The 16,068-nt window shown below is 70.6% G+C and carries 11 protein-coding genes and 2 tRNA genes; 8 read left to right on the top strand and 5 right to left on the bottom strand.

Going from position 1 to position 16,068, the window contains the following annotated elements:
- Window positions 1–57 precede the first annotated feature (57 nt).
- The 3 genes from hrpA to RWE79_RS21445 form a co-directional block, all read right to left on the bottom strand.
- Complete coding sequence (hrpA, locus tag RWE79_RS21435; protein ID WP_475941682.1) at window positions 58–4,008, bottom strand: ATP-dependent RNA helicase HrpA; 3,951 nt, start codon at window positions 4,006–4,008, stop codon at window positions 58–60.
- Between the two features lie 101 nt (window positions 4,009–4,109).
- Window positions 4,110–4,183 (bottom strand) — tRNA-Phe (locus RWE79_RS21440).
- 4 nt (window positions 4,184–4,187) lie between these two features.
- A tRNA-Asp gene (locus RWE79_RS21445) sits at window positions 4,188–4,262 on the bottom strand.
- Between the two features lie 407 nt (window positions 4,263–4,669).
- Between RWE79_RS21445 and RWE79_RS21450 the strand changes: the two genes are divergently transcribed.
- Window positions 4,670–5,320 (top strand): ScbR family autoregulator-binding transcription factor, encoded by a 651-nt coding sequence (locus RWE79_RS21450; RefSeq protein WP_475941683.1) that lies wholly within the window; start codon window positions 4,670–4,672, stop codon window positions 5,318–5,320.
- A 124-nt stretch (window positions 5,321–5,444) separates the two neighbouring features.
- Entirely contained in the window at window positions 5,445–6,686 is a 1,242-nt protein-coding gene (locus RWE79_RS21455) for a cytochrome P450 family protein (RefSeq protein WP_475941684.1), read from the top strand.
- 41 nt (window positions 6,687–6,727) lie between these two features.
- On the opposite strand, the gene RWE79_RS21460 is transcribed toward RWE79_RS21455, so the two are convergent.
- Window positions 6,728–7,651, bottom strand: a complete 924-nt coding sequence (locus RWE79_RS21460) for a ScbA/BarX family gamma-butyrolactone biosynthesis protein (RefSeq protein ID WP_475941685.1) — start codon at window positions 7,649–7,651, stop codon at window positions 6,728–6,730.
- Between the two features lie 215 nt (window positions 7,652–7,866).
- Between RWE79_RS21460 and RWE79_RS21465 the strand changes: the two genes are divergently transcribed.
- The 5 genes from RWE79_RS21465 (at window position 7,867) to RWE79_RS21485 (ending at window position 13,227) form a co-directional block, all read left to right on the top strand.
- Window positions 7,867–8,508 (top strand): ScbR family autoregulator-binding transcription factor, encoded by a 642-nt coding sequence (locus RWE79_RS21465; protein ID WP_475941686.1) that lies wholly within the window; start codon window positions 7,867–7,869, stop codon window positions 8,506–8,508.
- Window positions 8,509–8,612: 104 nt separating this feature from the next.
- Complete coding sequence (locus tag RWE79_RS21470) at window positions 8,613–9,416, top strand: SDR family oxidoreductase (RefSeq protein ID WP_475941687.1); 804 nt, start codon at window positions 8,613–8,615, stop codon at window positions 9,414–9,416.
- Window positions 9,413–10,213 (top strand): shikimate dehydrogenase family protein, encoded by an 801-nt coding sequence (locus RWE79_RS21475; protein WP_475941688.1) that lies wholly within the window; start codon window positions 9,413–9,415, stop codon window positions 10,211–10,213. The genes RWE79_RS21470 and RWE79_RS21475 overlap by 4 nt, the downstream gene beginning before the upstream one ends.
- A 57-nt stretch (window positions 10,214–10,270) precedes the next feature.
- The gene (locus RWE79_RS21480) at window positions 10,271–11,683 is read left to right on the top strand and encodes a class II 3-deoxy-7-phosphoheptulonate synthase (protein ID WP_475941689.1); all 1,413 of its coding nucleotides are present in this window, start codon (window positions 10,271–10,273) and stop codon (window positions 11,681–11,683) included.
- A 68-nt stretch (window positions 11,684–11,751) separates the two neighbouring features.
- A complete protein-coding gene (locus tag RWE79_RS21485; protein ID WP_475941690.1) occupies window positions 11,752–13,227 on the top strand; it encodes an MFS transporter in 1,476 nt (491 codons plus the stop codon).
- Window positions 13,228–13,310: 83 nt separating this feature from the next.
- On the opposite strand, the gene RWE79_RS21490 is transcribed toward RWE79_RS21485, so the two are convergent.
- The gene (locus tag RWE79_RS21490) at window positions 13,311–14,837 is read right to left on the bottom strand and encodes an FAD-binding oxidoreductase (RefSeq protein WP_475941691.1); all 1,527 of its coding nucleotides are present in this window, start codon (window positions 14,835–14,837) and stop codon (window positions 13,311–13,313) included.
- A 383-nt stretch (window positions 14,838–15,220) separates the two neighbouring features.
- Here RWE79_RS21490 and RWE79_RS21495 point away from each other — a divergent pair, with 383 nt between their 5' ends.
- Entirely contained in the window at window positions 15,221–16,009 is a 789-nt protein-coding gene (locus RWE79_RS21495; protein WP_475941692.1) for an arylamine N-acetyltransferase family protein, read from the top strand.
- Window positions 16,010–16,068 lie beyond the last annotated feature (59 nt).

Consider the following 16,068-nt stretch of genomic DNA (forward strand, 5'->3'; position numbering starts at 1 on the left):
CCTCCGGGCGGGGCGGCGGTCGGCCCCAGTCGGCCACGGTCGGCCCGGTCGGCCCGGTCAGCCCCAAGCCTCGTCGAGTGCTTTGAAGATGCGCTTGTCGGAGACGGGGTGCGCGGTGCCGAGGGCGTGGGCGAAGTAGCTGACGCGCAGTTCCTCGATCATCCACCGGATGTCGCGGACGGCGGGCGGGACCGGCCGCCCGGCCGGCTGGGCGGCCAGCAGATCGGCGTACTCGGCCTGGATCTCGCGGACCTTCTCCATCCGGGTGGTGTCGCGCTGGGCGTTGGTCGGCATCTGCTGGAGACGGCGGTCGAGGCCGACGAGGTACCGCAGCAGGTCCGGGAGGCGCCGCAGGCCGGTGGCGGCGACGAAGCCGGGGTGGACGAGGCCCGTCAGCTGCTCCTTGGCGTCGCCGAGGTTGGCGACCAGGGTGAGGCTCGTGGTGGCCTTCAGACGGCGTTCGCAGGCCTGCCAGGCGGCGAGGACCTGCCGTACGCGGGCGATGGTCTGGATGGTGAGCTCGACGAGTTCGGCGCGGACGGAGTCGTAGAGCTTGCGGAAGGACTCCTCGTCCCAGGCCGGGCCGCCGTGGTCGGCGATGAGCTTGTCGGCGGCGGCGGTGACGCAGTCGTCGAAGAGCGCGGCCACCGAGCCGTGCGGGTTGCGGGACAGGGCGAGCTTGTCCTGGTTGCTGAGCCGGTCGGTGGCGAACTTGGCCGGGTTGGTCGGCACGTTGAGCAGGATCAGCCGCCGGGTGCCGCGCCACATGGCCTCGGCCTGCTCCGCCTCGGTGTCGAAGAGCCGTACGGCGACCGACTCGCCCTCGTCGACCAGCGCCGGGTAGGCCTTGACCGGCTGGCCGGCCCGCCGGGTCTCGAAGGTGCGGGCGAGGGTGCCGACCGTCCACTGCTTCAGGCCCGTGCGCTGCTCCACAGGGGAGTCCGTGGCCTGTTCGAAGGCCTCGGAGATGACGGCCTGGGTCCTGGGCCGCAGGCGCAGGCGCAGCGCGTCCAGGTCCTTGTCCTCGGCGAGCTTGTGCTTGCGCTCGTCGATGACCCGGAAGGTGATCTTCAGATGGTCCGGGACCCGGCCGAGGTCGAAGTCCTCGGCCGTCACCGGGACGCCCACCATCCGTTGCAGTTCACGCGCCAGCGTGTCCGGCAGCGGGCTCTGCACGGGCACCACACGGTCCAGGAAGGCCCTGGCGTAGTTCGGCGCGGGTACGTAGTGCCGCCGGACCGGCTTGGGCAGGGAACGGATCAGCTCCGTCACCACCTCGGCCCGCAGGCCCGGGATCTGCCAGTCGAAGCCCTCGGCCGAGACCTGGTTGAGCACCTGGAGCGGGATGTGGACGGTGACGCCGTCCGCGTCCGAACCGGGCTCGAACTGGTACGTCACCCGGAACTTGAGCCGGCCCTGCCGCCACGAGTCCGGGTAGTCGTCCTTGGTGACGGCCTCGGCGCTCTCGTTGATCAGCATGGAGTGCTCGAAGTTGAGCAGCTCCGGCTCCTCACGGCGCCGGTGCTTCCACCAGGAGTCGAAGTGCGCCCCCGACACGACGTGTTCGGGGATCAGCCGGTCGTAGAAGTCGAAGAGCGTCTCGTCGTCGACCAGGATGTCGCGGCGCCGGGCCCGGTGCTCCAGGTCCTCCACCTCGGCGAGCAGCTTGCGGTTGTCGTGGAAGAACTGGTGGTGGGTCCGCCAGTCGCCCTCGACCAGGGCATGCCGGACGAACAGCTCACGGCTGGTCTCGGCGTCGATCCGCCCGTAGTTGACCTTGCGCTGCGCGACGAGCGGGACGCCGTAGAGCGTCACCCGCTCATAGGCCATGACGGCGGCCATCTTCTGTTCCCAGTGCGGCTCGCTGTAGGTGCGCTTCACCAGGTGCTGGGCCAGCGGCTCGACCCACTCGGGCTCGATTCTGGCGTTGACCCGGGCCCACAGCCGGGAGGTCTCCACCAGCTCGGCCGACATGATCCAGCGCGGCGGCTTCTTGAACAGGGACGAGCCCGGGAAGATCGCGAACTTCGCGTTGCGCGCGCCGATGAACTCGTTGTTCTTCTCCGGGTCCTTCAGACCGAGGTGGGAGAGCAGGCCGGCGAGCAGGGACGTGTGCACAGCCTGTGGAGGAGCCGCGTCATGGCTCTCGGCGATGTGGATGCCCATGGTCTTGGCGACCGTGCGGAGCTGGCTGTAGATGTCCTGCCACTCGCGGATCCGCAGGTAGTTCAGGAACTCGGTACGGCACATGCGGCGGAAGGCGGAGGAGGACAGCGTCTTCTGCTGCTCGCGTACGTAGTTCCAGAGATTGAGCAGCGCGAGGAAGTCGCTGGTCTCGTCGGCGAAGCGGCGGTGCTTCTCGTCGGCGGCCTGCTGCTTGTCCGAGGGCCGCTCGCGCGGGTCCTGGATGGACAGCGCGGCGGCGATGACCATCACCTCGCGCACGCAGCTGTTGCGGTCGGACTCCAGCACCATGCGGGCCAGGCGCGGGTCGACGGGCAGCTGGGAGAGCTTGCGCCCGGTGTCCGTGAGCCGCTTCTTGGGGTCCTTCTGGGTGGGGTCGAGCGCGCCGAGCTCTTCGAGGAGCTGGATGCCGTCCTTGATGTTGCGGCTGTCCGGCGGGTCGAGGAAGGGGAAGCGGGAGATGTCACCGAGCCCGGCGGCGGTCATCTGGAGGATGACGGAGGCCAGGTTCGTACGGAGGATCTCGGGGTCGGTGAACTCCGGGCGGGACTCGAAGTCCTCCTCGCTGTACAGCCGGACGCAGATGCCGTCCGAGGTACGCCCGCAACGGCCCTTGCGCTGGTTGGCGCTGGCCTGGCTGACCGGCTCGATGGGGAGGCGCTGCACCTTGGTGCGGTGGCTGTAGCGGGAGATGCGGGCGGTGCCGGGGTCGATCACGTACCGGATGCCGGGGACGGTCAGCGAGGTCTCGGCGACATTGGTGGCCAGGACGATACGGCGGCCGGTGTGCCGCTGGAACACGCGGTGCTGCTCGGCGGAGGAGAGCCTCGCGTAGAGCGGAAGGACCTCGGTGAAGCGGAGCTGCTTCTTGTTGAGGGCGTCCGCCGTGTCGCGGATCTCGCGCTCGCCGGAGAGGAAGACCAGGATGTCGCCGGGGCCGGCCGACTGGAGCTCGTCGACGGCGTCGCAGATCGCGGTGATCTGGTCGCGGTCGCCCTCGTCGTTCTCCGGGTCCTCGGCCAGCAGCGGCCGGTAGCGGACCTCCACCGGATACGTACGCCCGCTGACCTCGACGATCGGCGCGTCGCCGAAGTGCCGGGAGAAGCGCTCCGGGTCGATGGTCGCCGAGGTGATGACGACCTTGAGGTCGGGGCGGCGGGGGAGCAGCTGGGCGAGATAGCCCAGGATGAAGTCGATGTTGAGGCTGCGCTCGTGGGCCTCGTCGATGATGATCGTGTCGTACTGGCGCAGCTCGCGGTCGGTCTGGATCTCGGCGAGCATGATGCCGTCGGTCATCAGCTTCACCAGCGTGCGGTCGCCGACCTGGTCGGTGAAGCGGACCTTCCAGCCGACGGCCTCGCCCAGCGGAGTGTTGAGCTCCTCGGCGACGCGCTCGGCCACCGTACGGGCCGCGATCCGGCGGGGCTGGGTGTGGCCGATCAGGCCCCGCACGCCGCGCCCCAGCTCCAGGCAGATCTTGGGGATCTGGGTGGTCTTGCCGGAACCGGTCTCGCCGGCGACGATCACGACCTGGTGGTCGCGGATCGCGGCGAGGATGTCGTCCTTCTTCTGACTGACCGGCAGCTGCTCCGGATAGCTGATCGCGGGTATGGCGGCGCGCCGCCGCTCGACCCGGGCCTCGGCGCGGTCGATCTCACCGCCCAGCTCGGCGAGCACGGCGGCCCGTGCCTCGGGCTTGCGGATGCGGCGGGCGCCTTCGAGGCGGCGGCCGAGCTGCTGCGCGTCGCGCAGGGTCAGTTCGGCGAGCCGGGAACCGAGGTCGGTGAGACTGGGCGCGGCATCGCCGCGGGGGTGCGTAGACATACCGCCGTCCAGGATCGCATCCTGCGCGGTGATCGAGCCAATGTGTTTCGCGTCGCGGAACGACTCAGGGCCCGTCCGGAGACGGGCCCTGAGTCGTGCGGTGGCTGGGGCCGGGGTCGAACCGGCGACCTACCGCTTTTCAGGCGGTCGCTCGTACCAACTGAGCTACCCAGCCGCAGCGGTCCTGACGGGATTTGAACCCGCGGCCTCCACCTTGACAGGGTGGCGAGCACTCCAAACTGCTCCACAGGACCTTGCTGTACTGCTTTCACTGCTCTGCTGCGCTTGCGCTGCGAGCACTAGTCTCGCACACGGTCCCGCATGCTCCCAACGGGATTCCGGCCTGCCCGATCGGTGTCTTCCCGATCGTGATGTGCCATCTCCGATGTCGCTCGATGAGCGTATCAGAGCTGATGTGGTGCCCCGGACACGCGACATCTCCATGATCTTCGGCGGCCTGCCCGTGCCGCGCCCGCGCGGTGCCCGTGACGCGCCCTTGCCGCGCCCGTGCGGTGCTCGTGGCGTGCGCCCGTGCCGCGGTGGCCGCGGGGGGAACCGCCCGCCCACCTGTCGGTAACCGTGAGGCATGGGGGCTGTGAATAAAACCGAAAGGTTGGTTTCATTGTTCCTGACGCAGTGTCTACACCCCAGGAAAACAGGGATGACGAAACAACAGGAGCGTGCGGTGCGTACGCGTACGGCCTTGGTCCGATCAGCCTCAGAGGCGTTCCAGCGGAGGGGGTATGCCCATGCGACGGTGGCGGAGATCGCCGCGGGTGCCGGGGTGAGCAGCGGTGCCCTGCACTTCCACTTCGAGAACAAGGGGGCCATCGCCGCCGCCGTGGTCGAGGCCGCGGCGGACGGGCTGTACGAGGCGGCCTGCGAGGTGCGTGCCTATGTCGCCTCGCCGCTCCAGGTCCTGGTGGACCTCACCCATGCCTTCGCGGTGCTCTTCCGCACGGACGCGGTGGTGAGAGCCGGGTTCCGGCTCAGCGGGGAGGGTGGCGACGCGGGTGGCCGGCGGCTGCGGGACGAGTGGCACGACTGTCTGGGGGAGCTGTTGCGCCGGGCGGAGGCCGAAGGTCAGCTGACCGAGGGGCTGCCGCCGGAGTCGGGCGTGAAGTTCGTGTCGATGTCGACGGCGGGTATCGAGTTTCTCGGCCGCGGCCGGTCCGACTGGCTCTCCCAGGAGGTCGTCACCGAGTTCTGGCGGGTCGCGCTGCGGGCGCTGGCGGCGCCCGCAGCGCTGGGTTCGCTGCGGCCGCAGGGGAGCTCGGCGGTGGTGCTGGCGGGGTCGAGAGGCGTGGAGTAGTTCGATCCGAACCACTTGCGGTCACTGACAGACCATTGACAAACCGACGACGCGGTTTGTTATTCTCTTACCCGTACCGAGAGTTGTGCTGGCGTGACTACTCATCGAGAAACGGGAGCCGGTTATGGAACCGCTGCAGTGCCCCTACGTCATCGACCCGTCAGGCAGTGACATCCAGGGTGAGGCGGCCCGGCTGCGCGGACAGGGGCCGGCTGTGCCGGTCGTGCTGCCCGGCGGGGTGCGCGCCTGGTCCGTGGCCGGGGCGGCGGCGGCCAAGCAGGTGATGGCCGACCCCCGGGTGTCCAAGGACCCGGTGCGGCACTGGCCGGCCTGGAACAGTGGCGAGGTGTCCACGGACTGGCCGCTGGCCATGTTCGTCTCGATCCGCAGCATGTTCACCGCTTACGGCGCCGAGCACTCCCGGCTGCGGAAGCTGGTGTCGGGTGCCTTCACCGCCCGCCGCACGGCCGCCCTGCGCCCGGCGGTCGAGCGGGCGGCCGCGGAGCTGCTGGACCAGCTGGACCAGACGGCCGCCCGGGAGCCCGGACGCCCCTTCGATCTGCGCGCCGAGTACGCCGGGCCGCTGCCGGCCCGGGTGATCTGCGAGCTGTTCGGGGTTCCGGTGGCCGCGCGGGCCGGGTTGTGCGCGGTCTTCGACGAGCTCTTCGACACCTCGGCGGACACCGCCGCGGTGCGGGCCGCCGCCGGCCGGCTCTACGCGATCCTCGCCGAGGTCGTGGCCGGCAAGCGGGAGACCCCCGGTGACGACCTGACCAGCGGTCTGCTCGCCGCCCAGCGTGAGGCGGCGGAGTCCGACGCGCCGCTGGAGGAGCAGGAACTGCTGGACACCCTGGTCCATCTGCTCTCCGCCGGATACGAGACGACGGTGAATCTGATCGATCACGCCGTGCACGCCCTGCTCACCCACCCCGACCAGCTCGACCTGGTGCTCAGCGGGCGGGCCGAGTGGGCCGACGTGGTCGAGGAGACGCTGCGCTGGCAGCCCGCGGCGGCCAGTTACATGCTGCGTTACGCGGTCGAGGACCTCGACCTCGGCGGCGCCGTGGTGCCGCGCGGCGAGGCGATCGTGGTCAACTCCGCCGGTGTGGGTCGCGATCCCGAGGTGCACGGCCCGGACGCGGACCGCTTCGACATCACCCGGCCGACCCGGCGCGGCCATCTGTCCTTCGGCCACGGCGTGCACCACTGCCCCGGCGCCCCGCTGGCCAGGATGGAGGCGGTCATCGCGCTGTCCGCCCTGTTCGGCCGTTTCCCCGGGCTGTCGCTCGCGACGGCTGAGGGCCTGCGCCCGTTGCCGTCCTTCATCTCCAACGGTCACCGCGAACTTCCGCTGCGGGCGGCATGAGCCGCCGCCCGCAGCGGAAGGGGGTCTCGCGCGGAGCCGGGTCAGCCCCGGATGGGGAAGCCCTCGACCACGCAGCGGAAGGTCAGGCTGTCCCGCTGGACACCCACGATCTCCACCGCGGTCGCGGCCTCGGTGCGCGGGACCGTGGCATGGGCCTCGATCCAGCAGGTGCTGTCGTACTCCACGTAGCGGCTCGCCGACATGGTGACCGCCGTGGGATTGAAGTGCGGCGCGCCGGCGAAGGAGTACGCGGCCTGGTGCGCCGCCTCCAGCAGGACCAGGCCGGGCGCGTGGTCGACATGGTGGTCGATGAGCGCCGGGTGACCGGTGTCGCCGCGCAGCTTCCAGCGGCGCGGCCGGTCGGCGGGGGCGAGCACCACCTCGTTCTCGGCGATCCGGCCGACGGCGGGCGGGGGCACCGGGGCGCCGCGCTCGCCGGGGTGGGCGGTCAGGTGGTCGCCGCGCAGCCGGCCGTAGACCTGGGGCGAGACCCAGGAGAAGACCGAGTCGCTGGTGGCGAAGGCGCTGCCGCGCTGCCGCATCACCGTCTCCACCCGCAGGCTGCGCCTGCCCTGCCAGGTGTACGAGGTGTCGACCTGCACCGGGTCGGTGGCGGTGGTGCGGTGGTGCGGGTCGGTGGTGTAGGTCAGCTCGTTCATCAGGAACTTGTCCGAGACCGGCACGTCGAAGGCGGCGTGGGCGAGGGTCAGGCCCACCTGCCGGATGGTCTGGGCGATGAGCATGTGGTGGTGGGCGCTGCCCTGGGTCGGCGTGAAGAAGCGGTGGCCGGCGGACCAGTCCACCCGGACCGAGAAGTCCATGGTGCCGCGTCTGGTCCAGCCGGTTATCAGTACGTCCCGTTGCTGGGCGCGATGGGCGAAGCGGGCCGGCGGGGCGTCGTGCGTGGGCTGCGGGATGACAGCGGCGGAGTGGTGGTGCCGGCTGGGCAGAGTGACGGATCGCATGTGGGTCCCCTCAGAAAGCAGCGACGACGCGAGTTCGCGAGGCTCTTCCTCACAGCGAGAAAGATACGGACTGATCGGTTTGTTTTACAAGGGGGTAGCTAGGGGTTCGTAGGGGGTGGAGGTCAACTTCCCAATTGGATCAACGGATGGTTAGATACGGGTCATCCGGTTTTCTTGTAGGGGGGGTTCTGGAACATCACGTCTGGGAGGTATGTATGGGGCGCCAGGTGCGGGCCATTCGCACGCGAGGTGCGGTCCTGGAAGCCGCGGCGGGAGTCTTCGCCGATCACGGTTACGAGGCGGCGACGATCACCGAGATCCTTGATCGCGCCGGAGTGACGAAGGGCGCTCTCTACTTCCACTTCTCGTCCAAGGAGGATCTGGCGCGCGGGGTGCTGGAGCACGCCGTGACCGATCCGCTGCCCGAGCAGCCGGTCAAGCTCCAGGAACTCGTCGACATGGGGCTGGTGCTCGCACACCGGCTGCCGCGCGAACCACTGCTGCGGGCCTCGGCCCGGCTGGCGGCGGACCAGGGCATGCGGGACTTCTTCGGCAGCCCCTGGACGGACTGGGTCAACGTGACCTCGGCCCTGCTCGACGAGGCCAAGGAGCGCGGCGAGGCGCTGCCGTACATCGACCCCGTCGCGACGGCCGAGACCCTGGTCGGTTCGTTCACCGGCATCCAGCTGCTGTCGCAGTCGATGGCGGAGATGGCCGACCTGGAACTGCGGGTGTCGCGGATGTACGCGCTGTACCTGCCGGCCATCGCCACCCCGGCGACCCTGGGTCAGCTGGACACCTCGTCGACCCGCGGCGCGAGGGTCTTCGCCGCGCTGAGCAGCACCCCGGCGGCCTGACCGGCCGCCGCTCAGGACAACACCAGCACACCAGCACACCAGCACGGGCACGGCAGCACAGGTGATCGGCAAGGGTACGGACGACACGACACCAAGGGGCGGACATGGGCATGCTCATGGGCAGGACGGCGCTGGTCACCGGGGCCGGCCGGGGTATCGGGCGAGGTGTGGCGGAGCGGCTGGCGCGCGAGGGCGCGCTGGTCGCGGTCCACTACGGGAGCAGTGAGGCGGCGGCGCTCGACACGGTCGCCGCCATCCGGCAGGCGGGCGGACGGGCCTTCCCGGTCCGGGCGGAACTCACCGCGCCGGACGCGGCCGAGTCGCTGTACGCGGCGTTCGACGTCGCACTCGCGCAGCAGGACACGCAGCAGGACACGCAGCAGGACACGCAGCAGGGCGACAGCGGGCCGGGCCTCGACATCCTCGTCAACAACGCGGCCATCGGGCCGGTGGCCGAGATCAGCGAGGTGACGCCGGAACACTTCGACGAGCTGTTCACGGTCAACGCCAAGGCACCCTTCTTCATCATCCAGCACGGGCTGAAGCGGCTGCGCGACGGCGGCCGCATCGTCAACATCTCCTCGGCGGTGACCCGTACCGCCTTCCCCGAGGCGATCGCCTACTCGATGAGCAAGGGCGCCCTGGACGTGCTCACCCTCGCCCTCGCCAAGCAGCTCGGGCCGCGCGGCATCACCGTCAACACCGTGGCCCCCGGCTTCGTCGAGACCGACATGAACGCGCCGCTGCGCCAGACCCCCGAGGGACGGGCCCATCTGGCGTCGTACTCGGTCTTCAACCGGATCGGGCAGCCCGCCGACATCGCGGACGTGGTCGCCTTCCTCGCCTCCGACGAGGGGCGCTGGCTCACCGGTCAGTGGGTCGGCGCGACCGGTGGGGCCGCGCTGTGAGGATCACCGGCACGACCCGGCTCTACGCGGTGCTCGGTGACCCGGTGGCGCAGGTCCAGGCCCCGGCGATGGTCAACCCGCTGCTCGACGCCCTCGGCCGGGACGCCGTACTGGTGCCCGTGCACGCCCCGGCGGACCGGTTCGCCGAGGTGGTCACCGGGCTGCAGGCGATCGGCAATCTGGACGGGCTGCTGGTGACCGTGCCGCACAAGGCGTCGGTGCGCCGTTTCGCGGACCGGCTCAGCCCCGCCGTGGAGGTCTCCGGCTCCGCCAACGCCCTGCGGCGCGAGGCCGACGGCCGCTGGCACGCCGACAACTTCGACGGCGCCGGGTTCGTCGCCGGACTCAAGGCCGCCGGGCACCGGCCCGCCGGGGCCCGGGTCGCCTTGGTCGGGGCCGGCGGCGCGGGCTGCGCCATCGCTCCGGCGCTGCTGGCGGAGGGGGTGGAGCAGCTGCTGCTCTGCGACCTCGACCCGGCCCGTACGCGGGCGCTCGCCGCCCGGCTGGAGAGCCGCTGGCCCGGGCGTACCGTCCCCGGGGTCCGGCCGGAGACGGCCGGCGCCGGCATCGTGGTCAACGCCACGCCGCTGGGGCTGCGCGCCACCGACCCGCTGCCGTTCGATCCGGCGGAGCTCGCGCCGGGCACGCTGGTCGCCGACATCATCATGAAGCCGCGGGAGACCGCGCTGCTGCGGGCGGCGGCGGCGCGCGGCCTGCCGGTCCACCACGGTGCTCCCATGCTGGAGAGCCAACTGCGGCTGTACCGGGAGTACTTCCGGCTGGAGGAGCGGCCGTGAGCAGCCGGTTACCGTCAGGTGGGCGGGCAGTTGGCGCCCCGAACCTAGCCTGACGGCATGCAGCCGACCATCGCAATGCGGACATCCGTCATCCCTCCGAGTCCGGGTCCTCACACAGCGCGGATCGCCGAAGCGCTGGCTCGGCCCGCTGCCCAGCAACCGCAGTGGCCCGACCCGGTGGCGGCGCTCAGCGCCGTGGCCACACTGGAAACCCTGCCCCCGCTCGTGGTGCCGCAGGAGGTCGATCTCCTGCAGGAGCGGCTGTCGGAAGTCGCGCAGGGTCGGGCCTTCCTGCTCCAGGGCGGCGACTGCGCCGAGACGTTCGCCGGGAACACCGAGTCGCATGTGCGCGCCAACCTGCGGACGCTGGTGCAGATGGCGGTGGTGCTCACGTACGCCGCCAGCATGCCGGTGGTCAAGGTCGGCAGGTTCGCCGGCCAGTACGCCAAGCCGCGCTCGAACAGCACGGACTCGCTGGGTCTGCCGGTCTACCGGGGCGACATCGTCAACGGCTTCGACCCGCGCCCCGAGGCGCGGGTGCCGGACCCGGCGCGGATGCTCCAGGCGTACGCGCACTCCGGCGCGGCGCTCAACCTGGCCCGCGCGTACGCGGTCTCCGGCTTCGCCGATCTGCGCCGGGTGCACGAGTGGAACCGCGACTTCCTGCGGACCTCGCCGGTCGGCGCCCGTTACGAGACGATCGCCACCGAGATCGACCGGGGCCTGGACTTCATGTCCGCCTGCCGCGTCGATCACCGCGCCCTGCACAGCACGGAGTTGTGGGCCAGTCACGAGGCGCTGCTGCTGGACTACGAGCGCGGTCTGCTGCGTGTCGTACCGCACCAGGAGCAGCAGCGGGACGGCGGCAGCGGCGGCGACGGCGGGCCGAAGCTGTACGGCCTGTCCTCGCACTTCCTGTGGATCGGCGAGCGCACCCGGGACCTGGACGGCGCGCACATCGCGCTGGCCGCGCAGCTCGCCAACCCCATCGGTCTGAAGATCGGGCCGACCACCACGCCCGAGCAGGCGGTGGAGTACGTCGAGCGGCTGGACCCGCACAACGTGCCCGGACGGCTCACCCTCATCAGCCGGATGGGCAGCGGCCGGATCCGTGACGTGCTGCCGCCGATCGTGGAGAAGGTCACCGCCAGCGGCCATCAGGTGGTCTGGCAGTGCGACCCGATGCACGGCAACACCCAGGAGGCGGCCAGCGGTTACAAAACCCGCCCCTTCGACCGGATCACCGACGAGGTCGAGGGTTTCTTCCAGGTCCACCAGGGGCTCGGTACGCACCCCGGTGGCCTGCACATCGAACTGACCGGAGACGACGTCACCGAGTGCGTGGGCGGTGCCCAGGCCATCGACGACTCCGGGCTCGCCGAGCGGTACGAGACGTACTGCGATCCCCGGCTCAACCCCCAGCAGTCGATGGAACTCGTGTTCCTCGTGGCCGAGATGCTGCGCGCCTGAACGGGGCCCGGCCGGGGACTCAGGCAACCGCTCACCCGTCAACACCCCATCAATGGAGGAAGATCCCCATGGGTAGCTCGCCCGCCGCGTCGGCGTCGCGCTGGCTGTCCCTCGCAGTTCTCTGCGCGGGACAGCTCATGATCATTCTTGATCAGAACATCGTCAATGTCGCTCTACCCGCGGTCCAGACCGATCTTGGTGTTTCGCCCGCCAACCTGGTCTGGATCGTCAACGCCTATGTGATTCCCTTCGGCGGCCTGCTGCTGCTGGCCGGCCGGCTCGGTGATCTGCTGGGCCGCAAGCGGGTGTTCGCCACCGGCCTCACCCTGTTCACCCTCGCCTCGCTGGTCTGCGGGCTGGCCGACGGCGAGGGGATGCTGATCGCCGCCCGCTTCGTCCAGGGCATCGGCGGTGCCGTCACGGCGGCCGGCATTCTCGGCATGATCGTCACGCTCTTCCCCGAGCCCGGGGACCAGGCCAAGGCCATCGGCGCGTTCAGCTTCGCCTCGGCCGGCGGCGGGGCCATCGGCCCGCTGGTCGGCGGCCTGCTGACCGACGCCGTCGACTGGAGCTGGATCTTCTTCATCAACATCCCGATCGGCCTGGTGGTGGTCACCCTGGCGCTGCGCACCCTGCGCGACGACCGCGGTCCCGGCCTCGGCTCGCAGGCCGACTTCGCGGGCGCGGCCCTGGTCACCGGCGGCCTGATGCTGCTCGTCTACACGATCGTCGGCATCGACGGCAACGGCTGGGGCTCGGCCCACACGCTGGGCTTCGCGGCCCTGTCCGTCGCGCTGCTCGCCGCCTTCCTGGTCCGGGAGGCCAAGGCCAGGACGCCGCTGCTGCCGCTGCGGCTGTTCCGCTCCCGCAACGTGTCCGGCGCCAACGTCATCCAGCTGCTGATGATCGGCGCGATGTTCGCCTTCCTGTACTTCGGCACCCTCTACCTCCAGCGGGTGCTGGGCTACGACGCGCTCCAGACCGGTCTGGGATTCGTCCCGGTCGCCGTGGCCATCGCCGGTGTCTCGCTGGGCCTGTCGGCCAGGCTCGTCACCCGGTTCGGTCCGAAGGCGGTCCTCACCACCGGCCTGGTGCTGATCGGTGCGGGCTTCGTGCTCTTCGCGCGGATCCCGGCCGACGGCAACTACCTGGCCGACTTCCTGCCGGCCAACATCCTGCTGGGCGTCGGCTTCGGCTCGGCCATGCCCGCGCTGATGATGCTGGGCCTGTCGGGGGCGACTCCGGAGGACTCCGGCGTCATCTCCGGTCTGTTCAACACCTCCCAGCAGATCGGCGGCGCGGTCGGCCTGGCGCTGCTCAACACCATCGCCACCGCTCACGCCGGCTCCGACCCGACCCCCGCCGACCTGGCCTCCGGCTACCGGCTGGCCTTCACCGTCGCCGTCGGCTTCATCGCCGGCGCGGTGCTGCTGGCCGTCGCGGTGCTGCGCCGGGCGGACACCGGCCAGGGCGGGGCCGAGGCCGCGGAGGCCGCCGAGGCCGCCGAGGAGCCGGCCGGAGTACCCGCCGCGACGGTGCTGTAGGAGCCTCGGGCTCCAAGGCGCTTCCGGCAGCGGAAGGGGGGCGGTGCGCGATGCGCACCGCCCCCCTTGGTGTGCCGGGCGGGTCAGCTGCCGATGCTGCGCGGGTGGCGGAAGAAGTTGTCCGGGTCGTAGGCCTGCTTGATGCCGACCAGCCGCTCGTAGTGGCCGCCGTAGTACTTGGTCTGCCAGTCGGTCAGCTCGCTGCTGGTGAAGTTCACGTACGCGCCGCTGCACATCGGGTCCAGGACCCGGCCGCCGTTGCCCGCCCAGGTGGCCGCCAGCGCGCTGTCGGAGCCGGACGGGGAGGCGGGCAGCTGGTTGACGTACCCCAGTACGTACTGCGCGTCGCGGTGCCAGAAGGCCGAGGAGTCACGGTTGATCCGGCCCAGCTTGCCGCCCAGGGCCATGCAGTGCAGCACCCGGGTGTGGCCGGCCGCCCGGTCCGACTCGAAGGCGCTGATCACCGAGCCGATCTCGGCCGGGCTCATCACCCGGTCGAAGAAGCGGTAGCTCTCGCGCTGGAAGCCGGTACGGGCCAGCGCGGCATCGGGGTTGGTACCCACCCGCTGGCACTGCTGGGCGGTGAGCTGGTCGCAGTGGTACGTCAGCTTCATCGCCTCGGCGTACGTCACATCGGAGACCGTGCCGGACTGCGGTGCCGCGCCGGCCAGCGAGGCGAGCTCGGCCAGCGCCGTCTCCAGCTCCTCCCGCGGGCCGAGGTAGGCGCCGGTGATCATGGCCAGCGGCTTGGTGCCGGGCGCGGCGTCGGGCAGCAGCAGCACGAACTGGCCGGCCAGGCTGTCCGCGCCGTCCCGCATCCAGCGCTGCCACGCGCCGAAGAGGTCCACGGCGTGGTCGTAGTCCCACCACTGCTGGTACCAGACCATCCGGGGCTGGTCGACCGGCCGCACCTCGTAGTCCACGACGACACCGAGATTGCCACCGCCGCCACCGCGCAGCCCCCACAGCAGGTCGGGGTCGGAGTTCCGGTCCGTCCGGACGATCCGGCCGTCGGCGAGCACGACGGTGGCGGCGGCCACCCGGTCGCTGCCGGTGCCGAACTTCCGCGTCTGGTAGCCGATCCCGCCGCCCTGGAAGAAGCCGCCGGGGCAGACCGTGGGGCAGGTGCCGGTGGCTATCTGCTTGCCGTACGGCTCCAGGGTGTTGATCGCGGTGATGGACTGGGCGCCCGGGCCCAGACTGACCCGGGAGCCGTTGACGGTGGCGTGCCGGATCCGGGACACGTCGATGACCAGGCCCTCACCGGTCGACCAACCCGAGTAGTTGTGGCCGCCGCTGCGGGTGCGCACCGGCAGGCCCTCGCCGTGCGCGAAGCGGATCACCCTGGAGACGTCCTGGGCGGTCTCGCAGTAGGCGATGGCCTGCGGGCTGACGGCGTCGTACTGCATCAGCTGCAGCTGCTTGGCGAGGTCGTAGCCGCTGTCGGTGGGCAGCAGCAGGTCGCCCCGCAGGGTGCCGCGCAGCGTCTCGTACGCGGTGGCCGGTACATCGGCGGCGGCGCCGAACGACCGCGCGGGGTTGAATCCGGACAGCACGCCCACGGCTGCGGCGGCGCCGCCCGTGCGCATGAATCCACGTCGGTTGAGCATGGTTTTCCCTCCCCATTCCCCGCCGGCCGGCGGGGATCCAAAACATGACGGAAGGAAAGCTATGGGAAGAGTTGGAAGTCCCGGAGAATTGCCGGGGAACCGGCCGGCAATCAGCTGGGAATCACCCGGGAATTTCCGGCGGTGCGATGACTCCCGCACTGCCGGTGATGATGAAGAGAGCCGCTCTGACCTGCCAGGAGGCTAGCATTCCGGAAGTGGCTGCGTCTTGTTCATTCGTCAAGTACGCCTGTCCGAGGGGGATATTAGGGGGGTGGTCCGGGCGGTGACAGCGGGAAATGCTGCGGATATGGTGCGGTTGTTCTCCTGTCGCTTTTCCGAAGATCCCCGCAGATCAACGAAGCTCTCAGAAAGGTCGATCCCCTATGCTCGACATTGAGGCGTACGCCGCGCACCTGGGCCTGACCGGCCCGCTGGAGCCGACCCTGGAGACCCTGCGCGCGCTGCACAGGAAGCACCTCATGACGGTGCCGTTCGACAACGAGCGCCATGTCCACAAGGGCGCTGCGGTCTGGGACGAGGCGGGCACCGACCCGCAGGTGCTGTTCGACCGGCTGATCACCGGGCGCAGCGGCGGCGTGTGCCACGAACTCAACGGCCTCTTCCGCGCCCTGCTGCGGCAGCTCGGCTTCGACGTCGTCATCCTGTCGGCCGGCATCCGGGGCGCGGACCAGCAGTTCGGCCCCGACCTCGACCACATGCTCAACGGCGTCCGTATCGACGGCGAGCTGTATCTCGCCGATGTCGGCTACGTGGGGCCGTCGTTCGTGGAGCCGCTGCATGTCTCGCCGGAGATCCAGGAGCAGAACGGCTTCGCCTTCCAGGTGGTCGAGGAGGGCGAGTACCGCGTCGTCCGCCGCAAGGGCGCCACCGGCGACTGGGTGCCGGTCTTCCGCTTCCGGCCCGAGCCGCGCGAACTGTCCGCCTGGGACGGCTACGCGGCCTCCCTCACCGACCGCGCCGAGTGGGAGTGGGAGGGCCAGCAGATCGGCTCCGCGACCCTGATCCGGGGCCGCGCCTTCGAGGACGGGCAGAAGATCCTCATCGGGCGCCGGCATGTGATCTCCCGGAACGGCACGGAGACCTTCAAGGCCATCATCGACAAGGCCGTCTTCGAGGAGGTCGTACGGGACATCCTGCGCCTGCCCGCGTGACTCCGCGCCACCGGCGCGCACACGGATCAGGGGCCGCCCGGCAGTTCGCCGGGCGGCCC

It is taken from the genome of Streptomyces sp. RLA131 (assembly GCF_056270125.1).

Excerpts from the sequence above, each read along its gene's own strand:
- hrpA (WP_475941682.1), bottom strand. The coding sequence starts at position 4,008 with ATGTCTACGCACCCCCGCGGCGATGCCGCGCCCAGTCTCACCGACCTC.
- RWE79_RS21450 (WP_475941683.1), top strand. The coding sequence starts at position 4,670 with ATGACGAAACAACAGGAGCGTGCGGTGCGTACGCGTACGGCCTTGGTC.
- RWE79_RS21455 (WP_475941684.1), top strand. The coding sequence starts at position 5,445 with ATGGAACCGCTGCAGTGCCCCTACGTCATCGACCCGTCAGGCAGTGAC.
- RWE79_RS21460 (WP_475941685.1), bottom strand. The coding sequence starts at position 7,651 with ATGCGATCCGTCACTCTGCCCAGCCGGCACCACCACTCCGCCGCTGTC.
- RWE79_RS21465 (WP_475941686.1), top strand. The coding sequence starts at position 7,867 with ATGGGGCGCCAGGTGCGGGCCATTCGCACGCGAGGTGCGGTCCTGGAA.
- RWE79_RS21470 (WP_475941687.1), top strand. The coding sequence starts at position 8,613 with ATGGGCATGCTCATGGGCAGGACGGCGCTGGTCACCGGGGCCGGCCGG.
- RWE79_RS21480 (WP_475941689.1), top strand. The coding sequence starts at position 10,271 with ATGCAGCCGACCATCGCAATGCGGACATCCGTCATCCCTCCGAGTCCG.
- RWE79_RS21485 (WP_475941690.1), top strand. The coding sequence starts at position 11,752 with ATGGGTAGCTCGCCCGCCGCGTCGGCGTCGCGCTGGCTGTCCCTCGCA.
- RWE79_RS21490 (WP_475941691.1), bottom strand. The coding sequence starts at position 14,837 with ATGCTCAACCGACGTGGATTCATGCGCACGGGCGGCGCCGCCGCAGCC.
- RWE79_RS21495 (WP_475941692.1), top strand. The coding sequence starts at position 15,221 with ATGCTCGACATTGAGGCGTACGCCGCGCACCTGGGCCTGACCGGCCCG.